Annotated in this window: 25 protein-coding genes; 16 read left to right on the top strand and 9 right to left on the bottom strand. The window is 46.7% G+C overall.

Translation table 11 applies throughout. The features are described from left to right. The first annotated feature begins 31 nt into the window (after positions 1-31). The 6 genes from AC2VDX_RS18415 (at position 32) to AC2VDX_RS18390 (ending at position 4,790) form a co-directional block, all read left to right on the top strand. Positions 32-2,761: a zinc-dependent metalloprotease gene (locus tag AC2VDX_RS18415; RefSeq protein WP_378184357.1), complete on the top strand. Its 2,730-nt coding sequence runs from the start codon at positions 32-34 to the stop codon at positions 2,759-2,761. Next, positions 2,758-2,880 (top strand): hypothetical protein, encoded by a 123-nt coding sequence (locus tag AC2VDX_RS18410; RefSeq protein ID WP_378184356.1) that lies wholly within the window; start codon positions 2,758-2,760, stop codon positions 2,878-2,880. The genes AC2VDX_RS18415 and AC2VDX_RS18410 overlap by 4 nt, the downstream gene beginning before the upstream one ends. A 422-nt stretch (positions 2,881-3,302) precedes the next feature. Further along, the gene (locus AC2VDX_RS18405) at positions 3,303-3,890 is read left to right on the top strand and encodes a Panacea domain-containing protein (RefSeq protein WP_378184355.1); all 588 of its coding nucleotides are present in this window, start codon (positions 3,303-3,305) and stop codon (positions 3,888-3,890) included. Next, positions 3,862-4,239 carry a hypothetical protein gene (locus AC2VDX_RS18400; protein WP_378184354.1) on the top strand — a complete coding sequence of 126 codons (378 nt, stop codon included), beginning with the start codon at positions 3,862-3,864 and terminating at the stop codon, positions 4,237-4,239. Before AC2VDX_RS18405 ends, AC2VDX_RS18400 begins: the two co-directional genes overlap by 29 nt. 144 nt (positions 4,240-4,383) lie before the next feature. Next, a complete protein-coding gene (locus AC2VDX_RS18395) occupies positions 4,384-4,575 on the top strand; it encodes a DUF6888 family protein (protein WP_378184353.1) in 192 nt (63 codons plus the stop codon). Further along, a complete protein-coding gene (locus AC2VDX_RS18390) occupies positions 4,572-4,790 on the top strand; it encodes a DUF6887 family protein (RefSeq protein WP_378184351.1) in 219 nt (72 codons plus the stop codon). Before AC2VDX_RS18395 ends, AC2VDX_RS18390 begins: the two co-directional genes overlap by 4 nt. 247 nt (positions 4,791-5,037) lie before the next feature. Here AC2VDX_RS18390 and AC2VDX_RS18385 read toward each other — a convergent pair whose 3' ends face one another. Both AC2VDX_RS18385 and AC2VDX_RS18380 read right to left on the bottom strand, forming a co-directional pair. Next, the gene (locus tag AC2VDX_RS18385) at positions 5,038-6,543 is read right to left on the bottom strand and encodes a M16 family metallopeptidase (RefSeq protein ID WP_378184349.1); all 1,506 of its coding nucleotides are present in this window, start codon (positions 6,541-6,543) and stop codon (positions 5,038-5,040) included. Positions 6,544-6,665: 122 nt separating this feature from the next. Further along, on the bottom strand, positions 6,666-8,312 hold the full coding sequence (locus tag AC2VDX_RS18380) for a M16 family metallopeptidase (RefSeq protein ID WP_378184347.1): 1,647 nt from the start codon (positions 8,310-8,312) through the stop codon (positions 6,666-6,668). A 156-nt stretch (positions 8,313-8,468) separates the two neighbouring features. Here AC2VDX_RS18380 and AC2VDX_RS18375 point away from each other — a divergent pair, with 156 nt between their 5' ends. The 4 genes from AC2VDX_RS18375 (at position 8,469) to AC2VDX_RS18360 (ending at position 12,746) form a co-directional block, all read left to right on the top strand. Beyond that, a complete protein-coding gene (locus AC2VDX_RS18375; RefSeq protein WP_378184345.1) occupies positions 8,469-9,104 on the top strand; it encodes a TetR/AcrR family transcriptional regulator in 636 nt (211 codons plus the stop codon). A 342-nt stretch (positions 9,105-9,446) separates the two neighbouring features. Next, a complete protein-coding gene (locus AC2VDX_RS18370; RefSeq protein WP_378184343.1) occupies positions 9,447-10,568 on the top strand; it encodes a Rid family detoxifying hydrolase in 1,122 nt (373 codons plus the stop codon). Positions 10,569-10,817: 249 nt separating this feature from the next. After that, positions 10,818-11,813, top strand: coding sequence for a CobW family GTP-binding protein (locus tag AC2VDX_RS18365; RefSeq protein ID WP_378184341.1), 996 nt, complete (start codon positions 10,818-10,820; stop codon positions 11,811-11,813). Positions 11,814-11,834: 21 nt separating this feature from the next. Further along, a complete protein-coding gene (locus AC2VDX_RS18360) occupies positions 11,835-12,746 on the top strand; it encodes an alpha/beta fold hydrolase (RefSeq protein ID WP_378184339.1) in 912 nt (303 codons plus the stop codon). A gap of 133 nt (positions 12,747-12,879) precedes the next feature. Here the strand turns inward: AC2VDX_RS18360 and AC2VDX_RS18355 are convergent, their stop codons facing one another. Together AC2VDX_RS18355 and AC2VDX_RS18350 are read right to left on the bottom strand one after the other, a co-directional pair. After that, complete coding sequence (locus AC2VDX_RS18355; RefSeq protein WP_378184337.1) at positions 12,880-13,203, bottom strand: aspartyl protease; 324 nt, start codon at positions 13,201-13,203, stop codon at positions 12,880-12,882. Beyond that, on the bottom strand, positions 13,200-13,517 hold the full coding sequence (locus AC2VDX_RS18350) for a hypothetical protein (RefSeq protein WP_378184335.1): 318 nt from the start codon (positions 13,515-13,517) through the stop codon (positions 13,200-13,202). The genes AC2VDX_RS18355 and AC2VDX_RS18350 overlap by 4 nt, the downstream gene beginning before the upstream one ends. 180 nt (positions 13,518-13,697) lie before the next feature. Between AC2VDX_RS18350 and AC2VDX_RS18345 the strand changes: the two genes are divergently transcribed. The 3 genes from AC2VDX_RS18345 to AC2VDX_RS18335 all read left to right on the top strand — a co-directional run bounded on the left by AC2VDX_RS18345 (position 13,698) and on the right by AC2VDX_RS18335 (position 16,031). Then, positions 13,698-14,666 (top strand): CobW family GTP-binding protein, encoded by a 969-nt coding sequence (locus AC2VDX_RS18345; RefSeq protein WP_378184372.1) that lies wholly within the window; start codon positions 13,698-13,700, stop codon positions 14,664-14,666. Further along, entirely contained in the window at positions 14,654-15,712 is a 1,059-nt protein-coding gene (locus AC2VDX_RS18340) for a WD40 repeat domain-containing protein (protein WP_378184333.1), read from the top strand. The genes AC2VDX_RS18345 and AC2VDX_RS18340 overlap by 13 nt, the downstream gene beginning before the upstream one ends. Before the next feature lie 61 nt (positions 15,713-15,773). Beyond that, positions 15,774-16,031 carry a hypothetical protein gene (locus AC2VDX_RS18335; protein WP_378184331.1) on the top strand — a complete coding sequence of 86 codons (258 nt, stop codon included), beginning with the start codon at positions 15,774-15,776 and terminating at the stop codon, positions 16,029-16,031. Positions 16,032-16,065: 34 nt separating this feature from the next. Here the strand turns inward: AC2VDX_RS18335 and AC2VDX_RS18330 are convergent, their stop codons facing one another. Beyond that, the gene (locus AC2VDX_RS18330) at positions 16,066-16,947 is read right to left on the bottom strand and encodes a metal ABC transporter permease (RefSeq protein WP_378184329.1); all 882 of its coding nucleotides are present in this window, start codon (positions 16,945-16,947) and stop codon (positions 16,066-16,068) included. Between the two features lie 44 nt (positions 16,948-16,991). Next, on the bottom strand, positions 16,992-17,711 hold the full coding sequence (locus AC2VDX_RS18325) for a metal ABC transporter ATP-binding protein (protein ID WP_378184327.1): 720 nt from the start codon (positions 17,709-17,711) through the stop codon (positions 16,992-16,994). Between the two features lie 68 nt (positions 17,712-17,779). Between AC2VDX_RS18325 and AC2VDX_RS18320 the strand changes: the two genes are divergently transcribed. After that, positions 17,780-18,754 (top strand): metal ABC transporter solute-binding protein, Zn/Mn family, encoded by a 975-nt coding sequence (locus AC2VDX_RS18320; protein ID WP_378184325.1) that lies wholly within the window; start codon positions 17,780-17,782, stop codon positions 18,752-18,754. A 38-nt stretch (positions 18,755-18,792) separates the two neighbouring features. On the opposite strand, the gene AC2VDX_RS18315 is transcribed toward AC2VDX_RS18320, so the two are convergent. The 3 genes from AC2VDX_RS18315 to AC2VDX_RS18305 form a co-directional block, all read right to left on the bottom strand. Next, positions 18,793-19,329, bottom strand: a complete 537-nt coding sequence (locus tag AC2VDX_RS18315; protein ID WP_378184323.1) for a Uma2 family endonuclease — start codon at positions 19,327-19,329, stop codon at positions 18,793-18,795. Between the two features lie 120 nt (positions 19,330-19,449). After that, a complete protein-coding gene (locus AC2VDX_RS18310; RefSeq protein ID WP_378184321.1) occupies positions 19,450-20,106 on the bottom strand; it encodes a (2Fe-2S) ferredoxin domain-containing protein in 657 nt (218 codons plus the stop codon). Between the two features lie 18 nt (positions 20,107-20,124). Next, positions 20,125-20,397: an Asr1405/Asl0597 family protein gene (locus AC2VDX_RS18305; protein WP_378184319.1), complete on the bottom strand. Its 273-nt coding sequence runs from the start codon at positions 20,395-20,397 to the stop codon at positions 20,125-20,127. A 322-nt stretch (positions 20,398-20,719) separates the two neighbouring features. Between AC2VDX_RS18305 and dpsA the strand changes: the two genes are divergently transcribed. Together dpsA and carB are read left to right on the top strand one after the other, a co-directional pair. Then, the gene (gene dpsA / locus AC2VDX_RS18300) at positions 20,720-21,274 is read left to right on the top strand and encodes a DNA starvation/stress protection protein DpsA (protein WP_378184317.1); all 555 of its coding nucleotides are present in this window, start codon (positions 20,720-20,722) and stop codon (positions 21,272-21,274) included. A 531-nt stretch (positions 21,275-21,805) separates the two neighbouring features. Continuing rightward, complete coding sequence (gene carB / locus AC2VDX_RS18295; protein ID WP_378184315.1) at positions 21,806-25,051, top strand: carbamoyl-phosphate synthase large subunit; 3,246 nt, start codon at positions 21,806-21,808, stop codon at positions 25,049-25,051. Positions 25,052-25,131 lie beyond the last annotated feature (80 nt).

Raw genomic sequence — 25,131 nt, 5'->3', positions numbered from 1 at the left:
ATCAGTAACCGTCAATCAGTTTAATAACAATATGAAAAGATCGCCATTTTACGTGTGTTTTCTCCTGGGACTATTGCTCGGAAATGTTTCTTCAGCTAAAGCCGCCATCACGAACGCTGAAAAACCAGTCGTAAATTCTCAGGTTTTAGCTAAAGATACAAATATAGAAAATTCAGATTTTCAATCCTTCGACGAGACGGTTAAAGACACTCAAAAACTGGAGGGATTATTTACCCTCTACCGCAATAAACAGACCGGCAAAATATATCTAGAAATTAAACCAGAACAGCTCAATAAAAACTACCTTGCCACCATAACCTTAGAATCAGGGATTGGCGAACGCGGTCTTTACAGTGGAATGCCGCTGCAAGATATGCTTTTCTACTTTCGCCGGGTTAACAACAATTTGCATTTCGCCGTCCGCAACGTCAACTTCCGCACCAGTTCCGGCAATCCAGAACAGCGATCGCTAGAACGAGCCTTTTCTGACTCCGTTCTCAGTTCCCTGAAAATTATCAGCATTCATCCGCAACGTCAAACCATTCTCGTCGATCTAGGGAACCTGCTGCTAAGCGATTTACCTGGATTAAGTTCGTATTTAAAAACTGCTTTGGAGGTTTCCTACCAGCTAGAAGAAGACAAAACCTATTTCGGCGCTGCCAAAGCTTTTCCCCTAAACATGGAGATTGAATCGATTTACGGGTTCTCCAACCCTAGTGGAGAGGACGGGGTGTACCTGCCGACGCTGCCTGACAGTCGCGCGCTTTCCCTCAAGGTACATTACAGTCTCTCCCAGCTACCGGAAAACAACGGCTATATTCCGCGCCTTGCCGACGAACGGGTTGGCTACTTCACAACGGTTTACAAGGATTTTTCCAGCAAGAGTGGCAAAGATCCGTTTGTGCGCTACATCCAGCGCTGGAATCTAGAAAAGCAAGATCCCACAGCTTCCCTGTCGCCAGCCAAAAAACCAATTGTTTTCTGGATTGAAAATACTGTCCCGGTTGAGTACCGTGACGCCATCCGCGAGGGCGTTTTGATGTGGAACGCGGCGTTTGAGAAGGCGGGATTCAAGGATGCGATTGAAGTGCAGCAGATGCCAGATAATCCCACTTGGGACCCGGCTGATGTGCGCTACAACACGATTCGCTGGTTCAATTCTTTGGATGCCGCATTTGCATTAGGACCGTCGCGGGTCAACCCATTGACTGGGGAAATCTTGGATGCTGACATTATCGTGGACGCTGACTTTGTGAATTCGTTCAAGCAGGAATATCGCAACCTGATCGAACCAAACCAGAAGGGTAACAGCAGTTTTTGTAACCGTGGCTTCTTGCCTTCTCACTCGTCTAAACAAGGTGTAGAGGCGCGTAGTGGTGCCAACGGACAGCCAAAATCTTCGTTATTAGAACAGGATGGTCACAACCATCGGTGCGAGGGAATGCAATTTGCCAATCAGATGGCAGTTGGGTCGCTGTCGCTGTCACTATTGCAGAATGTCAGTCCTAGAAGCGATCGCATGAAAGAGTATATTCATCAATTTGTGCGATCGCTGATTGCTCACGAAGTCGGACACACTCTAGGCTTAAGACACAACTTTCGTGGCAGTACCCTCCTAACACCAGAGGAATTAAATAACACCGACATCACCCGCGCCAAGGGGATGGTCAGTTCCGTCATGGACTATCTGCCACCCAACTTGGCACCCCAAGGCGTCAAGCAAGGAGATTACTATACCAGCAAAGTTGGTGCTTATGATGAGTGGGCGATTGAGTATGGCTACAAACCCAGCGGCGGGGTAATTCCCATCGCCGAACAGCGGTTTCTCGATGAGATTGCCAAAAAATCGAGTCAGCCGGAATTAGCTTATGCCTCTGATGAGGACAGCTTTGACCTCGATCCCACCGTGAACCAATATGACATGAGTCGCGATCCGCTTGGTTACTCGCGATCGCAACTAGATATCGACCGCCAGCTATGGGATCGTCTCAATAAAGGTTATCCCGGCACCGGAGAAAGTTACAGCGAAGTCAGCGATCGGTTTAATACCGCGTTCATGCACTATTTGCAAAACGTGTTCTTGATTACTAAATATATTGGCGGACAATCGTTCTACCGCGATCGCCCCGGAAACCGCAACGGACGCTTACCCTTTGAACCTGTGCCAGTCGCCAAGCAGCGCGAAGCGTTAGCAGCATTACAAAAGTATGTCTTTGCTGAAGACGCTTTTAATTTCCCTCCGGATCTACTCAATAAGTTAGCACCCTCGCGCTGGATGGATTGGAGCAACGATATTGCAATTAATCGCCTTGATTTTCCCGTTCACGATAGTATTTTCTTCCCGCAAAGCATTGTTTTGAGAGAAGTGCTATCTGGCGATCGCCTCAACCGTCTGCGCGACCTGGAACTGAAGAGTCAGCCAAATCAAGCCCTAACATTACCAGAACTATTTAACACCTTGCAGAGTGACATTTGGAGTGAGTTGCAGCCAGCAGACAACAAATCGGTGAAAATATCCAGCTTTCGTCGCGCTTTGCAGCGAGAACACTTGCAGATACTGATCGGCATGGTATTACGGACTGAGGACGTGCCAGAAGACGCTCGGACGCTTGCCTGGTCGAAATTGCGCCAATTGCGCGAAGACATCAACAACAGCCTCAGACACCGGAGTGGGAACTTGGACGAATACACCAAAGCGCACCTCCAAGAAACACGCGATCGCATCTCTAAAGCCTTAGATGCTCAGATGCAATCAAAGTGAAACAAATAAGTCGCGATCGCGACTTCAAAGATACACTCATCACACCCGTTGGGGTGTTTGAAGTGATGCAGGCGATCGCCAAAACCGAAGGTAGTCTGTCACACCCTGAAACCGTTTAGTTCTTCGACAATATGAAGCAAGAAAAGCGCTTCACGAGCGATGTTTGAGGTGTGCAGTTGCACTTCAAGCCATCAAACAGGTGCAAAAAGACAACTAGCCCAAAGCTGAACGATGGCTCAATCGGTTACATCAGTCGGAGGATGGTCAAGCATCGGTTAAACAGGTGGTGCAACCGTTGCGCTTCTATAACTTGGGATTGCAAGCTTTAACCAAAGGAGTCAGGAGCTACGAATCAAAATCCAGACATTTCCTGACTCCTAAATTCTGCTAGAAGATGTAGTTAGTTGGTGCATTCCCCTATAGTCATCTTGTAAAAAAGTAGTAAACTTGTACCATATACTTGCACGCTTCGGTTATAATAATATATATTTCCATAAAAATGCTACAATTAAAAGTTTGTCCCGTTTTACGGGTCTGAGCTATGATCGATTGTCTCAATGCGGCTCGCTATTTCATTGTGAGAGCTTACGAGGACGGTATAGAAGCTGAAATGACCAACATGAAGGTTCAAAAGCTTCTGTATTATTCACAAAGCGTACATTTGGCATTGTACGATGAGCCATTGTTTGATGAAGTAATCCAAGCATGGCGATATGGCCCTGTATGCCCTCCTGCTTACAATTTTTACAGTGAATTTGAAGCTAAGCAATTACCTATCCCAGGCAAAGCATTCTTGTTGCAGATTCCTAATGAGAAGAAAAAACTTTTAGAAGAGATGTGGGGATATTTTGGTGGGTACCATGCCTATCGACTTAGTGAGATGACACATTTGGAGTTTCCTTGGAAGAAAGCTCGAAAGGGTTTGCACAGTCAAGCAAGTTCAACTGAACCGATTCTTATTGAGGATATGAAAGCGTTAGGTTATCAGAAGCTTGATGTGATAGAGCGTGACAACCCCGCGTATGAATCTGTGATGTCCAAGATATTAGAGGATGCTTGTAACTCGGAATCCTCAACTCGCATTAACCAAGGAGAAGTGCGTGACTGGCTCAACTCCCTTCTCGATTGAAGAATCCGAAAATTTCAGGCGTTCTTTCAAAAAACTTGCAAAAGCTTATGGGGCTGATTTTATTGAGCTTGTCGCGGATACCTTGGAAGATTTAACTGAAGACCAGTATCCCATGAATTCCCGTAGTGAACCTTTACCTGGGAAAATTCAGTTACCTGAAGGATGGACGTTTCATAAGCTGGAGTTAAGGGTTTCCAAGGGCGCTTCAGGACAAATCAGATTGATGTATTTAGTCAGTACCACTGTATGCGTAATCAAACCTATATGGATTTATAGCCACGAGCAGTTTGAGAAACGCCCTGCTGACAAAGAGCTGAAGAGTGTTATCAAAGGAATTTTAGACTGTTAGCTTTCACTTTAACCAAACAGGAGTGTAGCGAAACATATTACGGACTCTTGCGATCGCACTTTTTTCCTAACCTGTATTTAGATGCGATCGCTTCTCATGGCTTTACGCTTTGTATCGTCAGTTGGTAAATTAAGCTAAACAAAGATGGAACCTACAAACCAGCAAACTCAGGGACTTTATAAACTTTGTTATCGACTTACTAACGTTATTTACCTGGGATGGCTGTATAAAAGCATTGAACTTGTCCGGTTAGATGAGCGTACTGGCAATTTATACGTACTAGCTGGAGAGAATTTGGACTTTGAGATAAAGCCAACTGGAGGATACGAGCCATGACAGCAGCTAACTACAATGCTATGAGCCTTGATGAGTTACGTCGATATGTTTTGACTCATCGAGAAGATGTTGATGCCTTTAACGTATACATCGATCGCTCAAAAGCTGCGGGACGCACGATCGGTATAGACTTAAATGACGCTCATTGGGAAGAAAATTTAACTAAGCAAATTCAACAAATGACACCTGTTGAGGGTGAATCAGATCAACGGTAGTCTTGCCTAACAAATCGTTAATTTAGCTTGTTATTAATCAACACCGTTTCAAACAAACAAGAGTGCAGCGAGAGATATTACAGAAGGAGCGATCGCTCATCTACAGTAATTTAAGATGATGAGCGATCGCTCGTAGCTAACAGAGAGCTAGGGCGATTGTTCAGAGGAGAAAATCCGGTGAGTCTGCATTCGCTTCATTATCTGAATATTGCTTCTGACTCCTGATTTTGTTCTTCTAAACTCAGCACTAACTATTTTTTGATGCCCCTGGAATTGTAATATCCACCGACGTAACATTAGGCGTGATGCTGGTTAGCGGCGGCTGAATCGCAGCAGCATTTCCGACCACCAGCGTGACAATGTTTTCTGGCTGGAGATATTTTTCGGCAACCCGTTGAATATCCTCAATCGTGGTTGCTTCCACCTCCCGGCGGTAACGGAAGATAAAATCCTTCGGGTAGCCATAATATTCATATCGCATCAACCGCGATAGAGTTTGGCTGGGATCTTGGAACTTAAAGACAAAAGAATTGAGTTCCGATTCTTTGGCGTAAGAAAGTTCTGCTGGCGTCACCGAACTTGTGCGGATGCGCTCGATTTCCGATAAGACGCCTTTAATGAAGGGTACGGTCGCATCTGAACGAGTTTGTCCCCCAGCGAGGAATACGCCTGGGTAGTCATATTGAGCGCCCCAATAACCGTACACCGTGTAAGCGAGACCTTGGCGCGATCGCACTTCGTTAAACAACCGTCCGCCAAAACCGTTTAACACTCCATTTAATACTGACAGAGCCGCAAAGTCAGGACTGTTCAATTGACCGCCCAGATGACCCATGACAATATTACTCTGCGTCAGCTGCGGCTGATTCACCAGAAACACGCCTCCCTGCTTTGCCTGTTCCGCCCCTGGTATCGGCGGGTTTTGCAGTTTGCCTTCTGGCTTCCAGTTCCCAAACTTTTCCTGAATCATCTGACGCATCGTCTTACTGTCAAAATCCCCCACGATGCCCAGAATCATATTCTGAGGATGAAAATATTTCTGGTAGAAACCAATTAAGTCATCGCGGGAAATATTGTCTAACGTTGCATATTCTACGGTGCGAGCATAGGGGCTATTGTTGCCGTAGACTAATTTCTCAAATTCGCGGGAAGCAATGTCACCAGGATCGTCATTCCGACGGGCAATTTCACCGCGCTGTTGCGTCTTGGCTAAATCTAGCTTTTCGGGTGCAAAAATCGGCTCTTCGATCACCTCAGCAAACAAACTAAATACGTCCTTCAAGTCTTCAGTGAGAGTAGTAAAGTCAGCAGTACCGACAGTGCTAACAATACTGCTCTCTACCGAAGCAGCTCGTTGTTCCAACAATTGGTTCAGTTCATCGCTTGAGTGCTTCGCGGTTCCGCCAGTCCGCATCACTTCCCCAACCAACGTAGCCAAACCTACCTCGTTTTCCGGTTCCAGACGACCGCCAGTGCGAATCATCGCCGTGCCACTCACGAGGGGAAGTTCGTGATTTTCCATCAGATACACAATCATGCCATTGTCCATCTGATAGCGCGTGTACGGGGGTACCTGAATTTCCGGCAACGGCGGAAACTTCAACTCCGTATAATGCCGCGCTGTATCCGCTACCGCTGGCATCAAAAACGTCAAAAGTAAAAAGGAGAAAGTCAAAAGAAACAGAAAATAATTTTTCTTTTGTTTTCCTTTGCCCTTCTTCCTCAAATTCTGCCTAAACCACTGCATACTCATTCCTCTTCCTTCTTCCTCTTCCTCTCAGACCTCAGACCTCAGCCCTCAGACCTCAGACCTCAGCCCTCAGACCTCAGCCCTCAGTCCTCAGTCCTTAAACCTCAGTCCTCAGTCCTCTTCCCTCAGCCCTCTTTCGGGAGAATTCGCCCAATTGTCCGGTTTTGTGGCTGGAAAGTTTCTTTCGCTACGCGCTGAATATCTGCGGGTGTCACCGTAGCGATCGCATCTAGTTGCTTAAACAGGTTCCGCCACGAGCCAGTTTTCACTTCATAGTCCACCAGCGACATCGCCATGCCCATATTAGAATCGAGCGATCGCAATAAATCAGCTCTTGCTTGGGTCTTCACGCGATCCAAATCTAGCGCCGCTACGGGTTCCGTCTTCAGCCGCTCTATTTCCTTGCTCAAAGACGCTGCCACTTCATCCACTGTATGACCGGGAGCTGTCAGCGCATAGAACAGCATCAAATTCGGATACTTATCTCCCGGAAAGCCACTAAAACCTTCCGCATTCAGAGCCACTTGCTGCTCTTCTACTAAAGACTTGTAGAGGCGAGAAGTCCGACCATCGCTCAACAATCGACCGATCAATTCATAAATCGCATGATCCGGATGATTCATCGCCGGACGGTGATAGCCTTCTAGATACCAAGGTTGGGATTGCAGCCGCAAGGTAACATCCTGCGATTTCGTTTGCCTGGGTTCCGTCGGTAATTGCTCCCGTGCCGCCGTTCTAGCTTTGTAACGTCCAAAATAAACTTGAGCCAGCCGTTTCACTTGGGCTGGGTTAACATCCCCAACGACGGCGATTGTTAGCTTGCTGGGGACGTAGTGAGTGTCAAAAAACTTCTGCACATCTTCGCGGGTAAGATTGCGGATGTCTTGGTCGTAGCCAATCACTGGACGCTTATAGGGATGCACTTGAAAGGCTGCGTCGGTAAAAGCTTCAATCATTTGACCGATGGGTGAGTTATCGGTTCGCAGCCGTCGCTCTTCCAGAATGACTTCCTTTTCTTTGTAAAATTCTCGAAACACCGGATCTAAAAACCGCTCCGACTCCAGCGACATCCACAGCTCTAACTTGTTAGAAGGAAAGCTGTAGAAATAGACCGTGGAATCTGTAGAGGTCGCCGCATTTAGACCGACGCCTCCAGCTTGCTCGACAATCTGACCCAGCTCATTTTGCTTGACATATTTCGCTGCCTCGGCTTCAACCTTGTTAAATTCTGCCTGCAACGTTGTCACTTCTGCCGGTTTCTTTGCCGCTTTTGCTGCCTGAATTTGTTCGGCTAACTCGTCCAAACGGTCTAAAAGCGGCTTTTCTGCCTTGTAGTCCTGCGTGCCAATGCGCGTGGTTCCCTTAAAAGCTAAATGCTCTAGAAAGTGAGCAACGCCCGTTTTGCCATTGGGTTCGTTGGCACCCCCCACATCGGCATAGGTGTAAAACGACACGACCGGCGCTTGGTGCCGTTCCAATACAATAAACTTGAGACCATTATCTAAGCGAAACTCTGTCACCCGCTGAATCACGCGGTCTAAGTAGGGCTGAATCGATTCAGCCGTGGCAGGTTTCACATCCGCCTTTTCAAGGGTCTGGGTACGAGCCAATGCCACATTGGGCTGCATACCCCACGCCAGCAGGATAGCCAGCAGAAAAGCTAAGATGCTTCGCCACTGACGCTGTCTTGACCGCTGAGGGCTGGTCAAATCCCGTAACAGTTGCGCTGTTGTTGGGATTGATACACAAAGGAATCGACAAAACTGACTCATACAATACTAAAGATTAAGCAGCGCTAATTCCAAGATATTGACTGTAGCGTGGATTGTGTGGTGTTAACAATCTGTGAAGGTTTAGGTGATTGATTACTCGCCTATAGCACAATTGGATTAGGGTGTTAGTGGTAATCTATTCATTTATTTCTTAATATGGGAATTTTTAACCGGAAAACAGTAGGGGCAACTAAGCAAGTTGCTCATACAGAAGACGATACCCACACCCGGATTTTACAGGCAGCACAGCGGTTGTTTGCCCGCCACGGATATGAGGGGACAACAACCCGCGATCTTGCCGCGACAGCGGGGGTTGCAGAAGGAACGTTGTTTCGTCATTTTCCTAACAAAAAGGCGATCTTGATTGAGGTGGCGACGCAAGGCTGGGTGGAAATTCTCACGGATTTGTTAACGGAATTGAGCGAAATGGGCAGCTATAAAGCTGTGGCTCAGGTGATGCATCGGCGGATGATGAATCTACGTGAAAATGCGGATATGCTGCGGGTTTGTTTTACAGAAGCGCAGTTTCATCCAGAGTTGCGCGATCGCATCCAAGCTGAAGTAATTGTCAAAATGACGGATGTGGCAGAAGCTTTCTTTCAAACTGCAATGGATAGAGGCACCTATCGCCGCATGAATCCTAGAATTGTCGCCCAAGTTTTCTTAGGGATGTTCACAATCGCCGGTTTTAGCCACGACACGCTATTGGGAGAAAATGCTTCCCCGAAAGCAATGCAAGAAATGGCAGAAGGGTTGGCTGATATTTTCCTAAACGGTGTTTTGGCGAAATAAATTTACTCTGCCAGCCAGCCAGCCAGGGGTTTAAACCCCTGGCTAATAGCTAAAGTCAGTTAAAACTGACTAGCAACCATGTTCTTTAAGTTTGTTGAAACTCACATTTTGCACCATTCTTAACTCGGCGGTTTCAACCGCGTCTACACGAGACTTTACCCGCCTTCACGGGTTTCAAAACCTTTGATTTGTCTTATAGTCCGCGCAGGTGGACTTAGTTTGTGAAGCCGCGATTACGAACATCGCCAGGGCTTATTATAACTTGGAATAAATTCCAAGGCGGCACTGAAGCAAAGCGGTAAACTGATGCAAGTGCGCGATAATTGCTAAGCTAAATCAACAATGGACGCTGAAGAACTTCTAGAAAAATACGCCAAAGGCGAACGAAAATTTCATTCTGTACAACTGAGTGGGGTAAATCTCAAAGGTGCAGACCTTAGTGAAATAAGCCTATTCCAGGGAAATTTGAATGGAGCAGACTTGAGTGATGCAACCCTGACCAAGGCTAATTTGAATAGCGCAAGCCTCAGTAGAGCATCCCTGACAGGTGCAAACTTGAGAGGGGTACAGGGAAATTCACTTAATCTAAGTTGGACAGACCTCAGCGATGCTGACTTGAGTGATGCTGACTTAACTAGCGCAAATCTTACAGGTGCAGATTTGGCTGGAGCAAACTTAACTCAGGCAAACCTAACTAATGTAAACTTGCAAAATGCAAATCTCCAGGGAGCTAAACTCCGGGGAGTAAGTCTGGATAAACTCGATTTGTCAGGCTTGAATCTCGCTGATGCGGATTTAGCTGGAGTATACCTGGGAGAGGCAAACCTTAGAAAAACCTGTTTGCGAGGAGCAAATCTAGAGAGAGCAACACTCCAAAAAGCAGATTTGATAAAGGCTAATCTGGATGGAGCCAACTTGAAGAAAGCAATCTTAACTAATGCCAATATGTATGGAGCGAACATCCAGAATGTGGACTTTAGCGGTGCGATAATGCCTGATGGAGAACGCTACAAACCGGAAGCCTCCGATACAACACCTGCTAAACAAGAAGCATCGTTACCAACACAAATACCCATGACACGCAAAGTAATTCGCACCGAGAACGCACCAGCACCAGTCGGACCGTATAATCAAGCGATCGCTGCCAGCGGTCAGATGATCTTCGTCGCCGGTCAAATTGCCATCGATCCCAGAATCGGCGATATTGTCTACACCGACGATGTAGCTAAGCAAACAGAACAGGTGATGGCTCATCTTGAAGCGATTCTCTCTGCTGCTGGGGCTAAATTTGAAAATGTGGTAAAAACCACCGTTTTTCTCAAAGATATGAATGATTTTGCTGCGGTTAACGCAGTTTATGCTAAATATTTTGACGCAGAGACAGCCCCCGCCCGTGCCTGCGTAGAAGTATCCCGTCTCCCGAAGGATGTGCTGGTAGAAATTGACTGCATTGCGGTGATTTAAGACCGACAGCGCCAAGCGCGATCGCATTGTCGGTAAGCACAGCTCGCTACTCTAACCTACGCCTGTATAGCCTGCAATCGATTGGTAGAAGGGTTTGCCTAAAAAGCACTCCCCGCGAACTGCTATGATAATAGTTATCATTATTAAAATAATCTCGGCATTCTGAGAACCTGCCATGTCATCGGAGATACTGCGCCGCATGGTGCGAATCCATGTCTGCACAGTCGCTCACTTAATCTAGAAAGAGCAATGAACAATCTTACAGCACCTAAACAAAACCTGATTCCGGATATTCCTAAACGGGGAATGCCGGTCACGATCGTTACAGGCTTTTTAGGCAGTGGTAAAACAACGCTGCTTAACCATATTTTGCATAATTGTCAAGACTTAAAGGTAGCAGTTTTAGTTAATGAGTTGGGCGATATTAATATCGATAGCCAGCTATTGATTTCCGTCGAGCAAGATATGATCGAACTAACAAATGGCTGTATTTGTTGCACCATCAACGATGGATTGCTCGATGCAGTTTATCGAGTGATGGAAAGAAGCGATCGCATCGATTACTTAATTGTCGAAACAACCGGAATCGCCGATCCATTACCCATTGCCTTAACGTTTATTAGTACAGATTTGCGCGAGCTAACCAGGCTCGATTCTATCTTGACTTTGGTGGATGTGGAGACATTTACACCAGAGCATTTTGAAAGTGATGCCGCCCTCAATCAGATTTCTTATGGTGACATCATTCTGCTAAACAAAGCAGATTTGGTTCCAGAAGCGCAAGTCAACGAATTGGAAGAATACATCCGCACAATGAAAGTAGGGGCGAGAGTTTTGCGAACCTCCTACGGACAAGTTCCTCTGCCATTAATTTTAGATGTGGGATTTTCCCAAGCGGAATCTTATCTAGCTAAAGAAGAATCCAGCCATCATCACCATCACGATCATTCCCACCACTTAGAAAATGATGGTTTCATGTCATTTTCTTTCCAAAGCGATCGCCCTTTCATTTTAGAGAAATTTCAATATCTTTTAACTGACCAATTGCCAGATGATGTTTTTCGCGCCAAAGGGTTACTCTGGTTTAAGGAGAGCAGTTTGCGTCACATCTTTCAACTGTGTGGCAAACGGATTGAGATGAAAACAGACAAGTGGACTTCTCAGAAAAGCAATCAGCTGGTATTTATTGGGCGTAACTTGAATGTAGCCCAAATTCAACAGCAGTTAAAAAACTGCCTTGAGTAAATAAAATAGGTATTGCGTCTTATGTCAACCTCAACGATTTCTGCACCTACTACTATCGGAATTGGTGGAACCGTTCGGGAATATCTCTGGTCTTGGGAAGGGCAACAATTGCCGATAGTTTATGAAACTCTAGGCAAAGGAGCTCCCATATTACTTTTGCCAGCTTTCAGCACCGTTTCCACACGCTCGGAAATGCGCGGACTGGCAGATTTATTATCATCTCAGTTTCAAGTCGTCGCCCTCGATTGGCCTGGTTTTGGGCGATCGCCTCGTCTACCTTTAAACTACCAACCCACCTTATACCAGCAATTTCTGCAAGATTTTGTCAGAAATGTTTTTGATACGCCAGTAGCCATCGTAGCTGCTGGACACGCTGCTGGTTACGCGATGCAACTAGCGCAGCAACAACCGCCCGTTTTGTCGCGGATTGTTTTAGCGGCTCCCACTTGGCGCGGGCCATTTCCGACAATGATGGGTAAACAGCAAGGGTGGTTTGCAACGCTGAGAAATGTAGTGCGATCGCCCATTTTAGGACAAGCTCTCTACAAGCTAAACACCACCGAATCCTTCATTAGCTTGATGTATCGTCGCCATGTCTATGTTGAACCTGACTCGCTGAGTCCTACCCGACTCGAACAAAAGTTGCAGACAGCACATCAACCAGGAGCGCGTTTTGCTCCCGCCGCCTTCGTCACCGGAGGTTTAGATCCGGTTAATCATCGAGACGATTTTCTCGCCTGGTTTCAGCCTTTACCGTTACCAGTGATGGTAGTCATTGGCGAACAAGCGCCGCCGAAATCAAAGGAAGAAATGGAAGCAATGGCTAATGTCCCAGGAGTGCAGACAGTCAGGCTTCCCGGTTCGTTGGGATTACATGAAGAGTACGCAGATGCTGTAGGCGCTGCTATCTTGCAATTTTTGATGGGTGAATGAGCGCGATCGCCTTGACTCAGCTTCCTATAGATAGAGCGATCGCCAATTTAGTGAGGAGTTAGAACTTTAGAGCGATCGCTTTATCTCATCAAATTGCTCCCAGCGTCAACACCCCTGACGGCATATCTACAATTCACTGCCGAGTTTTTAACCACTGACGACCGAGTAAAATTTCCGGTACTCCATCCCCAACATGGACAGGAATATCAAACTCTTGTCCATCTATCCGCACCTTTCCCACATAGATATCGAAACTTGTATCCCCCTGTGCTGTTCTCATGGTTCGGTTAGTTACATAAGTCCAATCTAGCCCTTCTAAATCCTGGTCATTAATGGCTAACCAAGCTGAGAAACCCGTATCTAACATAGCATCAACTGGTAGTTCTAATCCTTCAGTAGCAATTAAATCAATTTCAAAAAATAGCTCATCATCATCGCCCAAGTTGCCCTGGATCATATCGTTCCAGATACCCCTGTTTCATTAATCCGGAAAAGGTACAGCTTAGCATTCCGGTGCTTTTCTTGCGCCTTCTGCGTAGCAACTTCTTCATCCTTATCAATGAAATAATCTCCACTATCAGGTTCAACCGATATATACCAGTTGTAATGAGTCTCGATCAGCTCAGGCTGAACTCTTTTAAAAATTACCTCGCACCGCTGACGAAATGCTTCTCTTTCAGTTTTCCTGGCTTGCTTCTTTTCTTCTGACCACTGGATTTCCGGAAAGATTCTACCTCGACGCGCTTTTGCAGTAGGCTTTGTTTCAGTCATTGTTTTTTCCTCCTTTATCTGTTTTCTAATTATCGTTAAATTTTAGATAAAAATATATCTTGTTAAGGAAGGCGCGAAATGCTTCACGAGCAATACCGCTTTGCGCCCTCACCCTTCCTCTGGGTTGCCGCTCATAATGTAATAATGATAATCATTATTACAAAACCAGAGGAATTCATCATGGTACAAGCGCCGACAAACACCATTCCCGTCACCGTTCTCACCGGATACCTGGGTGCGGGGAAGACGACGCTCTTAAATCGCATCCTGACTCACGAACACGGGCTGAAGGTGGCGGTGATTGTCAATGAGTTCGGGGAAGTCGGGATTGATAACCAACTGATTGTCAATACCGATGAAGAAATCTTTGAGATGAACAACGGCTGCATCTGCTGTACGGTGCGCGGCGACTTGATTCGGATTATCAGCAACTTGATGAAGCGGCGGAACAAGTTTGACCATTTGGTGATTGAAACTACCGGACTCGCCGATCCTGCGCCGGTGATTCAAACATTTTTTGTGGATGAGGATATGCGCGATCGCGTCCAGTTAGACGCTGTAGTGACAGTTGTAGATGCTCTTCACATCTGGAATCACTGGGAGGCGGATGAAGCGCAGGAACAGATTGCCTTTGCCGATGTGATTTTGCTTAACAAAACTGACTTGGTGACACCAGAACAACTTGATGAGCTTGAAAAGCGGATTCGCTCAATGAATGCGATCGCAAAAATCTATCGCACCCGCAACTCCGAGCTAGATATGGAGGCACTTTTAGGAGTAAAAGCATTTGACTTAAATCGGGCGTTGGAAATTGACCCACAATTTTTAAATGAAGATGCCCACGAACACGATGAAACGGTGTATTCAATTGCTTTGGTTGAATCGAAACCACTTAACTTTGAAAAGCTCAACAATTGGATAAGTTACCTATTGCAAACTCAGGGTCAAGATATCTTTCGGATGAAAGGCATTCTCAATATTGCTGGCGAAGACCGCCGTTATGTATTCCAAGGCGTACATATGCTATTTGAGGGAAACCCTGACCGCGCCTGGAAACCCGACGAAGAACGCAAAAATGAACTCGTTTTCATCGGTCGCAATCTCAACGAATCCCAACTAAAAGAGGACTTTCAAGGATGCCTAGCGTAAAGGAACCACTGCTTAAATTGGCGAAGCAAGGAACCCTCTCCGATTACGTAACAGTTGTTGCTTGGTCGCCCGATGGCACAATAGCAGCAAGTTCCGCCGCTGGAGAAGTGATGCTTTTGCACAGTGAGGAAACCACCCTCTTACAATCAGCTAACGGTAACTCTGTAGACTGTTTAGCTTTTTCTAAAGACGGGCAATTTTTAGCAGCAGGAGGACAAGATGGAGGGGTGAATATTTGGCAATTAAATGCTGGGGAATTAATTGCAAGTTTGAAAAATGCACCCACTTGGGTTGACCAGATGGCTTGGAGTCCCAGCAGTAATTTGTTGGCTTTCAGTTTGGGGCGCTTCGTACAAGTTTGGGATGCCGATCAACGCGAAATTGCCGCAACTCTAGATTTTGCCGAATCTTCCGTTTTAAATATTAATTGGCATCCCAACGGTCAGGGGTTAACAGTTGGCGGCTATCAAGGGGTGAAAATTTGGAATCCCCAAGATTGGGACGACGATCCCTATATGATGTCGATTGATTCTGCTAGTTTAGCGATCGCTTGGTCGCCTGATGGCAAATACCTCGCCTCTGGCAATCTAGATCGCACCATCACCGTCTTAGAGTGGAACAATCCCCACCCCTGGATTATGCGAGGCTTTCCCGGTAAAATTCGCCACCTAGCTTGGTCGCAAGCACTGACAAAAACAGGTGCGCCCCTCTTAGCCAGCGCCAGCGCCGAATGTATTGTCGTCTGGGAAAAGCACCCAGATGTCTCTCGCGCTTGGGAAGGTCGAGTGATAGAAAGGCATACAGAAGTCGTACAAGCCATTACTTTTCAACCAAACACCTTCCTCCTAGCTTCAGCATCGGAAGATGGCTGCGTGTGTCTGTGGCACAGAGCCAAGAGCATAGCCCAAAACCTCTCTGGCGCACCTGACGGCTTTTCCTGCCTTGCATGGCATCCCCAAGGGCATCAACTCGCCGCCGGGGGGAACAACGGCGAAATACTAATTTGGTCGCCAAGCCAACGCGGTCAAGGATTTGGTCGCCGTTGAGCGAAACTTAGCTGACTGTTTATTGGCTATAATGCCATCAAAAACTGTCAGCTTTTAAATTATGAACAAAACTGCTCTGGCAATGCTAGCCTGCCCTGTAATTTTGGCATCAATGTTACTGTTAGCTAATGCAGCACAAGCCGCTGAAGCTTCAAATGCCATGCTGTCTGCACCAACTGCACATGCACAAGTTGTTGTAGCGGATCAACAAGTTCCCGCATCTGTGCAACCGAGTAATCCGATCAAAGACCAAATGGGTTGCAGATGCGCTGCTTGCACAAAGGCTTTGAGTCAAATGCAAGGTCAGTTTACCCTTTAGTCAGGATGCAGAGGCGGCGATGCGCTAACCCCCATCACCGCCTCCACTGTTTCATTTGTCGCAAAATCTTTGTCGAACGATTAGCTGTTCCCGCCTGAGTCAAAATTCCTTGGGAAGGACTAAACAGCAAGGCTAGTAAAAACAATCCAGAGACAACTAACACAATTGCTGGTCCAGATGGGACATTCAAGTAATAGCTAATATACAAACCGCTGACACTAGCAATTACGGCAATTATTGCACCTAATCCCATCATTAGGTGCAATTCTTTTACTAATAAATAGGCAGTAATACCAGGGCCAATTAACAGGGATACGACTAAGACAACTCCCACCGCTTGCATACTAGCAATGATAGTGAGAGTAATCGCCGCCATCAATCCACAATGAATGAAATTACCCGGCAATCCGATAGCCTGAGCGCCTAACGGATCGAAAGTATAAAATAAAAGTTCTTTATAAAAAAGCTTGACTAACAATAAAACAATAATAGTAATAATGAAAGTTCTCAGAGCATCTGCACTGGTTACGCCTAAAATATCTCCGAATAGAAAACTATTCAAATCCAATTTACTTCTCAAAAGAGTAATCAGAGTAACACCCAAAGCAAAGAAACCAGAATAAACCAAACCCAATGCGGCATCAATCTTCACTCGTGATTGAGACTGAATCCAGGCAACCACAAAAGTGCTGATAGTACCTGAAATAAAAGCACCAACGAGAATATCAACACCCAAAAAGAATGCGATCGCTAGTCCCGGTAAAACCGAATGAGCGATCGCATCCCCCAGTAATGCCATACGTTGGACAATCAAATAACTGCCCACCACAGAGCAAAGAACGCCTACCATAACCGCAGTAGCGATCGCCTGACGCATAAACTCAAAACTCAATGGTTCAATTAGCCAGTTAGCCATTAGTTATTAGTCATTGGTTATTAGGAATTCAATCAAAACTCTATTCAAGTAGCAAACCAATTCAAATTGTAGCCATAAGCTTCTTGAATATTAGCAGCAGTAAACACTTTCTGACGCGAACCAGTCGCAATTAACTGTTTATTCAATAACAAAAAATTATCATATTGACTCAAACTTTCACCCAAATCGTGACTAATAACCAAAAGAGTTTTCCCAACCGCCTTCAGTTCCGCAAAAATAGCAAAAATAACTTCTTCCGTCTTCTTATCAATCCCGACAAATGGCTCATCAAAAAAGAATAACTCAGCTTCCTGTGCAAGACTTCGTGCCAAAAATACCCGTTGCTGCTGTCCCCCCGACAACTCCCCAATCTGCTTTTTTCGCAAATCCAGCATCCCTACTCGCCGCAACGCCGCCGCCACAACTTCCTCAGATTGACAAGTGGGTTGGCGAAACCAACCTGTATGACGAGTCCGCGCCATCATCACCACATTCCAAGCCGTAATCGGATAATCCCAGTCTATTTGCGATCGCTGCGGCACATACGCCACCTGCTGCAACTGCTGTTTCAGTGAACGGGCGCGAAACTTCACTACTCCACTCCTTGCCGGAATCAAGCCCAGAATCGCCTTAAGCATCGTACTCTTACCCGCTCCATTCGGCCCAATCACTCCCACCACTTGCCCTGGTTCCAAACGGAAACTGACATTCTCTAACGCGCAAACTCCCCGGTAGTTGACAGCTAAATGCTGAACCTCTAACATGACCTGTTATACTTGATAATGATTATCATTTTTATTAAAACATCAATTCGCTAGGAATGTTACAGAACATGAAATTAAACTTGAAAATTATCGGAGTAGCGATCGTCTTTGGACTAATGGGGTGTAATTCAGCACCAGTTGACCCAATTAGCATACCGACAAATACCAACAAGAATCAGCCGCAAGTCGTAGCAACCACCGATATTCTGTGTGACTTAACACAAGAAATTGCCCAAAACACGATCGATCTCACCTGCTTAATTAATCCTGGCACCGATCCGCACCTGTATCAACCGAAACCAGAAGATCGAAAAGTCATTGAGAACGCCAAACTGATTCTCTACGCAGGCTATGATTTTGAACCAGGTTTAATTAAATTAATCCAAGCAACTAAAAATCCAGCCCTCAAAATTGCCGTGAATGAGATTGCCGTTCCCAACCCCGAACCATTTCAGGAGAATGGCGAAACCGTTCCCGATCCTCACGTTTGGCACGATGCCAAAAATGGCATCCGGATTGTGGAAACCATACGCAGCAACTTGGAAAAATTAGCCCCCAGCAATGCGGTACTTTATAACAGCAACGCCGAAAAAATAACAAGTGAACTTCGGCAGGTAGATAGTTGGATTAAAACTCAAGTTGCCACAATTCCCCCCACTCAACGCAAATTAGTTACAACTCATGATGCCCTAGGTTACTATGTCAAAGCTTACGGCTTGTCTTTTGAAGGGGCTTTGGGTGGACTGAGTACGGAAGAAAAACCCACCGCCGCACGAGTGAAAGCACTCGTTAAAGACATCAAAAACGTTGGTGTCCCCACAATTTTTGCAGAAACAACAACGAACCCCAGACTGATTGAAGCGGTAGCTAAAGAGGCGAATGTCAAAGTTTCAGACAGAGAACTATTTGCCGATAGTCTCGGTGCATCAGGAACCGAAGGCGAAAATTACCAGGGAATGCTGATTGCCAATACGCGCACCCTTGTCGAAGGATTGGGAGGAAAATATACTCCTTTAAAGGCGAAAAATTATAGTCAGCCTTAATAAATAAGGCAGGCAATCACCCTACTTAACGTAGATTTTCAAGCTAACAATTCATCTACCGCTACACTAAATCCTGTGAGTACCAATTGCGTACTTACCACATCACCAGTGTTAAACCCTAATGTCTGACTTTGAGTAATTAACAACACCCGACGACTTTCAGGAAATACCAGCCAAACTTCCTCACAACCCGATTCTAAATACTCGCTTGCTTTAGCAAACAAATCCTCGGCTGAATCGGTTGGAGAAGCGATTTCAGCAATTAGCGGCGGACTTTGTGGTAAGGCTCCTGCCTCACCAAACTGCGCTACCAATTCCGCTGTGAGATAGGATACATCAGGACGACGACCCTGCTTCAAAGTCCGACAGGGAAGTTCTACAACAACCTCTCCTCCTTGTCCAGATTGGGTAATGGAATTTCCCCAGTAAAGAACCAACTTACCCTGAACCCGACTGTGTTTTACCGTCATTCCCGTTTTCTCCACAAGTTGTCCATCTACCCACTCCATGTATTCGGGGGGGTTAGTCATAAAGTCTTCTAGAGAGAAGCTTTCGGTTACAGTAGCGATCGCCATAGTCATCTACTCGCTTTGGTCAGATACTAATATTATGACAGGCTGCACATTGCAGATACCCCCAACTTCCCGATCAAAAGAAGTTGGGGGTATCTATTGTCTAAAAATTACGAAACATTATTAACGAACCCTAACTGTTTCGCACTCCAAACGAGGTGCAGTTAATTGGGATATCATTTCATCTGGAAAATGTTTATCTATAATGTCAGGAATTTCTGTAGCGTCAATCCGAGTGTAGCGGGTTTTGTCTGGCATAACGATATTTGGACCAGCTTTGCAACGCTTCATACAGCCAGTTCCTTTAATCGTAACCTGGTTGTCCAAGCCGCGATCGCGCAAACCTTCTTCCAAAGCCTGACAAACTTTATTAGCCCCCAACTTGCAACAATCTGACTTTTTACACACCAAGATTGTCGCTTTGACGCCGGAAGGTAGAGGTAATTTTTTAGCAGGTGCAGGCGTTTCTTGAATCGCCTCTACTTGTGCAACTTCCTGAAATTGGCTGGGAGGAACACCGGGTTTAACCAGATAAGCTTTTTGTTTGACTTCGCCGCTTTTCAACTTGAGCTTGGTTTCGCCAAAAACCTCAACCCAAGTACCGGGTGTCACTGCTGAGCGAAACAGGGAAATTCGAGCTTCTTTGGCAAGCTTGATCTGACATTCACCCTCTGAAGTTGCGAGTCTCAAATATTTAATTTTATAGCCATCTTCCATGACAAAACCGAGTAACCATCCCTCAAGCCGGAATTCGGAAATGTTGTGTTTAAACTTACTCATACTTTTTTAAAACCTCTTTTAATTTTCTTTTGGATCGTTACTCGTCTGCCAGCAGCGTTCCAGATGGCTCACTAACTCGCCGCGCGGTGCGGTTAACTGCCTGACAACACTCCACAGCTGAATCGCTGCTGTAGTGCTGTAAACCTCAACCAGCAAGGGCTGGTCAACCGCACACCCACAGGCAATTCCTAACTCTCGCAAGCGGTAATAAACTTGCCACCGACACGCTCTATTCACCTCAACAACCTTGCCTGTTTCTGGTTGTGGCTCGATTGGCTCTATTGGATTCATTCGTTCCCACAGACGCGAAAAATTAGCATTGTGTGTGACTTCCCTTAACTAGCTAGCCTTTCCGATAATTCCCTGATGTAGGGAATTTTTCCAATTCCACCCTAGATACTACATATAACTCAAACGACAACAATTCTCAACTAGCTTAACTGAAAATTTAATTGTTTGAGAGAAATAGGCAAAGATACAACCGAATAACCCAGTGCTTGCTGCGGATGCGGGTCAAACTGGCTCAGACTATAGTTAGACGCCAAAATTGGTTTAGCGTGATAAACTTACTCCATTGGCAACAACCGTTGCTTATTGAGAGGAGAACACAACGATGTCCGAAACTCAGAGTGTATTGCGCTCCTTCGGTCAGGTTTATGACAATCCGGTGTTGCTGGATCGCAGTATCACCGCGCCGGTTTGTGAAGGCTTCAACATTGCTCTAGCGAGTTTTCAGGCGCTGTACCTGCAATATCAAAAGCATCATTTTGTGGTCGAAGGTTCGGAATTTTATATGCTGCACGAGTTCTTCAGCGAAAGCTACGAACAGGTGCAGGGACACGTTCATGATATTGGCGAACGTTTGGATGGACTCGGTGGCGTGCCAGTAGCTGGCTTTGCCAAGCTAGCAGAACTGTGCTGCTTCACGCCAGAAGATGAAGGGGTATTTTCTTGCCGCCTGATGGTGGAACACGACTTAGTCGCCGAGCAAGCGATGATTCAGCTAATCCGGCGTCAGGCAGGACAAGCAGAAAGTTTGGGCGATCGCGCTACCCGCTATTTGTACGAAACAATCTTGCTGAAAACCGAAGAGCGGGCTTATCATCTGGCTCACTTCCTCGCTAAAGACAGCTTGACCTTGGGTTTTGTCCAGAGTACGAATAATTAGCTGCCTCTTGAATCCAGTTGAGGTAAGCTAGATGTAGCCAAAATATGCAGGCTGCTAAAATTTTCAGCGCCTAACCTGCGGTTCTTTAAGACAGAGAGTAACACTAACTGAGCAGAGAGAAGATATCTTCTCTCTGCTTGCTTATTATGAAGTTTTAAAGGATCTTATTAAGTTGTAGGGAACAATTTATCTTAAGTTTATTGAAATTAGTTGTCAACTAGCCTAAAAGACAGATTTCTTGGCTTCCATACATCATGAGAGCCGAGGAGTTTCAGAATCTAGGGGCGGGTGTGACCTAATAACGGTAGAGACGCGATCGCCTTGTCTCTACAACCAATAGCCTCACTCAAACCACCCTATCGAGGGTCGTGGGGTTGTACCAACAAGACACTCGCCAGTTGACATAAAAGAAGTTGCACAAACCTTTAGTCATCAAATCTTAGACAAATTAGCAAAAACCACTACCAAGCACAGGGAAGAAAGCCCTTAAAATAATCTGGACTTAAAACAGTCACGCTAGGACAAACAACTATGCCCCGCCGCCAGGACATCCACAAAATTCTGTTATTAGGCTCTGGTCCGATTGTGATTGGACAAGCCTGCGAGTTTGACTATTCAGGCACTCAAGCCTGTAAGGCGCTCCGGGAGGAAGGATATGAAGTAGTGCTGGTGAACTCGAATCCAGCCAGCATTATGACCGACCCGGAAACTGCTGACCGTACCTATATTGAACCGTTGACGCCAGAAATCGTAGAAAAGGTGATCGCCAAAGAACGACCTGACGCCTTATTGCCAACGATGGGAGGTCAGACAGCTCTGAATCTAGCCGTCGCTCTTGCCAAAAATGGAGTATTGGAAAAGTACGGTGTTGAGTTAATCGGAGCCAAATTACCAGCTATTGAGAAAGCCGAAGACCGCCTACTGTTTAAGGAAGCGATGGCGAAAATTGGGGTGCCAGTTTGTCCGTCGGGAATTGCTAATACATTAGAAGAATCGAAGGCGATCGCGTCCCAAATTGGCACCTATCCCTTAATTATCCGCCCTGCTTATACCCTGGGCGGCACCGGCGGCGGTATTTCCTACAACCAGGAAGAATTTGAAGAAATGGCTCAGGGCGGTCTGGATGCCAGCCCGGTGTCGCAAATTCTCATCGAACAGTCGCTGCTGGGTTGGAAAGAGTACGAACTAGAAGTCATGCGCGATTTGGCAGATAACGTCGTGATTATCTGCTCGATTGAGAACCTTGACCCGATGGGCATCCACACCGGCGACTCGATTACCGTAGCACCCGCGCAAACGCTCACCGATAAGGAATACCAGCGGTTGCGGGATGCGTCGATTAAAATTATCCGCGAGATTGGGGTAGAAACCGGCGGCTCGAATATTCAGTTTGCGGTTAATCCCCTCACTGGCGACCTGATTGTAATTGAGATGAACCCCCGCGTTTCCCGCAGTTCTGCCTTGGCTTCTAAGGCGACGGGGTTCCCGATTGCCAAGATAGCGGCGAAGTTGGCGGTAGGCTATACCCTCGACGAAATTCCCAACGATATCACCAAGAAGACCCCGGCATCCTTTGAGCCGACAATTGACTATGTGGTGACGAAAGTACCCCGATTTGCCTTTGAGAAATTTCCCGGTTCTCAGGCCATCCTGACGACGCAGATGAAGTCGGTGGGAGAAGTAATGGCGATTGGGCGGACGTTCTGCGAGTCGTTCCAGAAAGCGTTAAGAGGCTTGGAAACGGGTCGCACTGGTTGGGGATGCGACAAGAGCGAGAAATTGCCGAGTTTGGAGCAAATTCGTTCTGGACTGCGGACGCCTCATCCAGACAGAATTTTTACCGTTCGTCATGCCATGTTGATGGGGATGACGGTAGAGGAAATCTATGAACTGACGGGAATCGATCCGTGGTTCCTAGATAAGATGCAACAACTGTTGGAAACAGAGAAGTTCCTGAAGCGAAGCAAGCTGAAAGACCTGACGAAAGAAAAGCTGTGGGACATCAAGCGGCAAGGTTTTAGCGATCGCCAGATCGCCTACGGCACCAAAACAACAGAAGATGAAGTCCGCACCTACCGGAAGAATTTGGGCGTTGTACCCGTCTACAAAACCGTGGATACCTGTGCGGCGGAATTTGAGGCGCTGACTCCTTATTACTACTCGACTTACGAGGAAGAATCGGAGGTATTGCCTTCTACTAAGCGCAAGGTGATGATTTTAGGCGGTGGTCCGAACCGGATTGGACAGGGGATTGAGTTTGACTACTGTTGTTGTCATGCGGCTTATGCCTTATCCAAAGAAGGGTTTGAGACGATTATGGTCAATTCAAACCCGGAGACAGTTTCCACCGATTATGATACGAGCGATCGCCTCTACTTTGAGCCGCTGACGAAAGAAGATGTCCTCAATATCATCGAGGTGGAACAGCCAGAAGGGATTATTGTCCAGTTTGGGGGTCAGACGCCGCTAAAATTGGCTTTGCCATTGCAGGCATATCTGCAATCCCACCCCGAAATTACCGCTAAAATTTGGGGAACCTCGCCAGATTCGATTGACACCGCCGAAGACCGAGAGCGATTTGAAAAAATCCTGCGGGAACTCGATATCAAGCAGCCAGCGAACGGAATTGCTCGAAGTTATGAAGACGCCTTAGTTGTCGCGCAGCGCATTGGCTACCCCGTCGTGGTGCGTCCTTCTTATGTATTGGGAGGACGGGCGATGGAAATTGTCTACTCTGATGAGGATTTGCAGCGCTACATGATGTATGCGGTGCTGGTGGAACCCGATCATCCCATCTTGATCGACAAGTTTCTGGAAAATGCGATTGAGGTAGATGTGGATGCGATCGCTGACCACACTGGCACGGTCGTGATTGGCGGCATCATGGAGCATATCGAACAAGCAGGCATTCACTCTGGGGATTCTGCCTGTTCCTTGCCCCATACTTCCCTATCGGAAGCGGTCTTGGATACCATTCGTACCTGGACTTTCGATCTCGCCAAATCCCTCAAGGTGATTGGGTTGATGAATATCCAGTTTGCAGTTCAAGGGGAACAAGTTTACATTCTAGAAGCCAACCCCAGAGCTTCGCGCACCATCCCTTATGTCTCCAAAGCGACTGGAGTGCCCCTAGCAGCCCTGGCGTCCCGAATTATGGCAGGTGCCACGCTGGAATCCCTCGGCTTGACAGAGGAGGTGCTGCCGCGTCACGTTGCCGTCAAGGAAGCCGTGCTGCCTTTTGAGAAATTTCCCGGTGCTGACACCCTTCTGGGGCCAGAAATGCGCTCGACGGGAGAAGTGATGGGGATTGACGTGGATTTCGGAAGAGCGTTTGCTAAGGCGGCGTTAGCAGCGGGACAGCGGTTGCCCTTATCTGGCACGGTGTTCGTCTCGATGAACGACCGGGACAAGGCGGCGGCGGTGCCGGTGGTCAGAGATTTGATTGAATTGGGCTTTCATATTGTCGCCACCGTCGGCACGCGCAAAGTGCTGCGGGAACATGGGCTAGAGGTGGATGTGGTGCTGAAACTGCATGAGGGGCGTCCTCACGTTCTGGATGCGATCAAAAATAACAAGATTCAGCTAATTATCACCACACCTTCTGGGGAAGAAGCACAGGCGGATGGACGCTTGATTCGTCGCAGCGCACTCACTTACAAAATACCCATGATCACGACGATTGCAGGTGCCAAAGCCACTGCGGCAGCGATTCGCGCCTTGCAGTCAGCTCCTTTGGAGGTGAAAGCACTGCAAGACTATATCGGCATCGGCAACTAGATGTCAGATGCCCTTAGGGAAATTCGCAATGATTCCTAGGGGATTTTACGCAAGCTTGCTTACACAAACCTGTTTTCTTG

The organism is Coleofasciculus sp. H7-1 (assembly GCF_057473865.1).
Note: the sequence above shows the minus strand (reverse complement) of the source record. Positions and strands in the feature narration are given on the sequence as shown.

What these genes read in the sequence shown, in the direction of transcription:
- AC2VDX_RS18415 (WP_378184357.1), top strand. Translation starts at nt 32, where the DNA reads ATGAAAAGATCGCCATTTTACGTGTGTTTTCTCCTGGGACTATTGCTC.
- AC2VDX_RS18405 (WP_378184355.1), top strand. Translation starts at nt 3,303, where the DNA reads ATGATCGATTGTCTCAATGCGGCTCGCTATTTCATTGTGAGAGCTTAC.
- AC2VDX_RS18395 (WP_378184353.1), top strand. Translation starts at nt 4,384, where the DNA reads ATGGAACCTACAAACCAGCAAACTCAGGGACTTTATAAACTTTGTTAT.
- AC2VDX_RS18390 (WP_378184351.1), top strand. Translation starts at nt 4,572, where the DNA reads ATGACAGCAGCTAACTACAATGCTATGAGCCTTGATGAGTTACGTCGA.
- AC2VDX_RS18385 (WP_378184349.1), bottom strand. Translation starts at nt 6,543, where the DNA reads ATGAGTATGCAGTGGTTTAGGCAGAATTTGAGGAAGAAGGGCAAAGGA.
- AC2VDX_RS18380 (WP_378184347.1), bottom strand. Translation starts at nt 8,312, where the DNA reads ATGAGTCAGTTTTGTCGATTCCTTTGTGTATCAATCCCAACAACAGCG.
- AC2VDX_RS18375 (WP_378184345.1), top strand. Translation starts at nt 8,469, where the DNA reads ATGGGAATTTTTAACCGGAAAACAGTAGGGGCAACTAAGCAAGTTGCT.
- AC2VDX_RS18370 (WP_378184343.1), top strand. Translation starts at nt 9,447, where the DNA reads ATGGACGCTGAAGAACTTCTAGAAAAATACGCCAAAGGCGAACGAAAA.
- AC2VDX_RS18365 (WP_378184341.1), top strand. Translation starts at nt 10,818, where the DNA reads ATGAACAATCTTACAGCACCTAAACAAAACCTGATTCCGGATATTCCT.
- AC2VDX_RS18360 (WP_378184339.1), top strand. Translation starts at nt 11,835, where the DNA reads ATGTCAACCTCAACGATTTCTGCACCTACTACTATCGGAATTGGTGGA.
- AC2VDX_RS18355 (WP_378184337.1), bottom strand. Translation starts at nt 13,203, where the DNA reads ATGATCCAGGGCAACTTGGGCGATGATGATGAGCTATTTTTTGAAATT.
- AC2VDX_RS18350 (WP_378184335.1), bottom strand. Translation starts at nt 13,517, where the DNA reads ATGACTGAAACAAAGCCTACTGCAAAAGCGCGTCGAGGTAGAATCTTT.
- AC2VDX_RS18345 (WP_378184372.1), top strand. Translation starts at nt 13,698, where the DNA reads ATGGTACAAGCGCCGACAAACACCATTCCCGTCACCGTTCTCACCGGA.
- AC2VDX_RS18340 (WP_378184333.1), top strand. Translation starts at nt 14,654, where the DNA reads ATGCCTAGCGTAAAGGAACCACTGCTTAAATTGGCGAAGCAAGGAACC.
- AC2VDX_RS18335 (WP_378184331.1), top strand. Translation starts at nt 15,774, where the DNA reads ATGAACAAAACTGCTCTGGCAATGCTAGCCTGCCCTGTAATTTTGGCA.
- AC2VDX_RS18330 (WP_378184329.1), bottom strand. Translation starts at nt 16,947, where the DNA reads ATGGCTAACTGGCTAATTGAACCATTGAGTTTTGAGTTTATGCGTCAG.
- AC2VDX_RS18325 (WP_378184327.1), bottom strand. Translation starts at nt 17,711, where the DNA reads ATGTTAGAGGTTCAGCATTTAGCTGTCAACTACCGGGGAGTTTGCGCG.
- AC2VDX_RS18320 (WP_378184325.1), top strand. Translation starts at nt 17,780, where the DNA reads ATGAAATTAAACTTGAAAATTATCGGAGTAGCGATCGTCTTTGGACTA.
- AC2VDX_RS18315 (WP_378184323.1), bottom strand. Translation starts at nt 19,329, where the DNA reads ATGGCGATCGCTACTGTAACCGAAAGCTTCTCTCTAGAAGACTTTATG.
- AC2VDX_RS18310 (WP_378184321.1), bottom strand. Translation starts at nt 20,106, where the DNA reads ATGAGTAAGTTTAAACACAACATTTCCGAATTCCGGCTTGAGGGATGG.
- AC2VDX_RS18305 (WP_378184319.1), bottom strand. Translation starts at nt 20,397, where the DNA reads ATGAATCCAATAGAGCCAATCGAGCCACAACCAGAAACAGGCAAGGTT.
- dpsA (WP_378184317.1), top strand. Translation starts at nt 20,720, where the DNA reads ATGTCCGAAACTCAGAGTGTATTGCGCTCCTTCGGTCAGGTTTATGAC.
- carB (WP_378184315.1), top strand. Translation starts at nt 21,806, where the DNA reads ATGCCCCGCCGCCAGGACATCCACAAAATTCTGTTATTAGGCTCTGGT.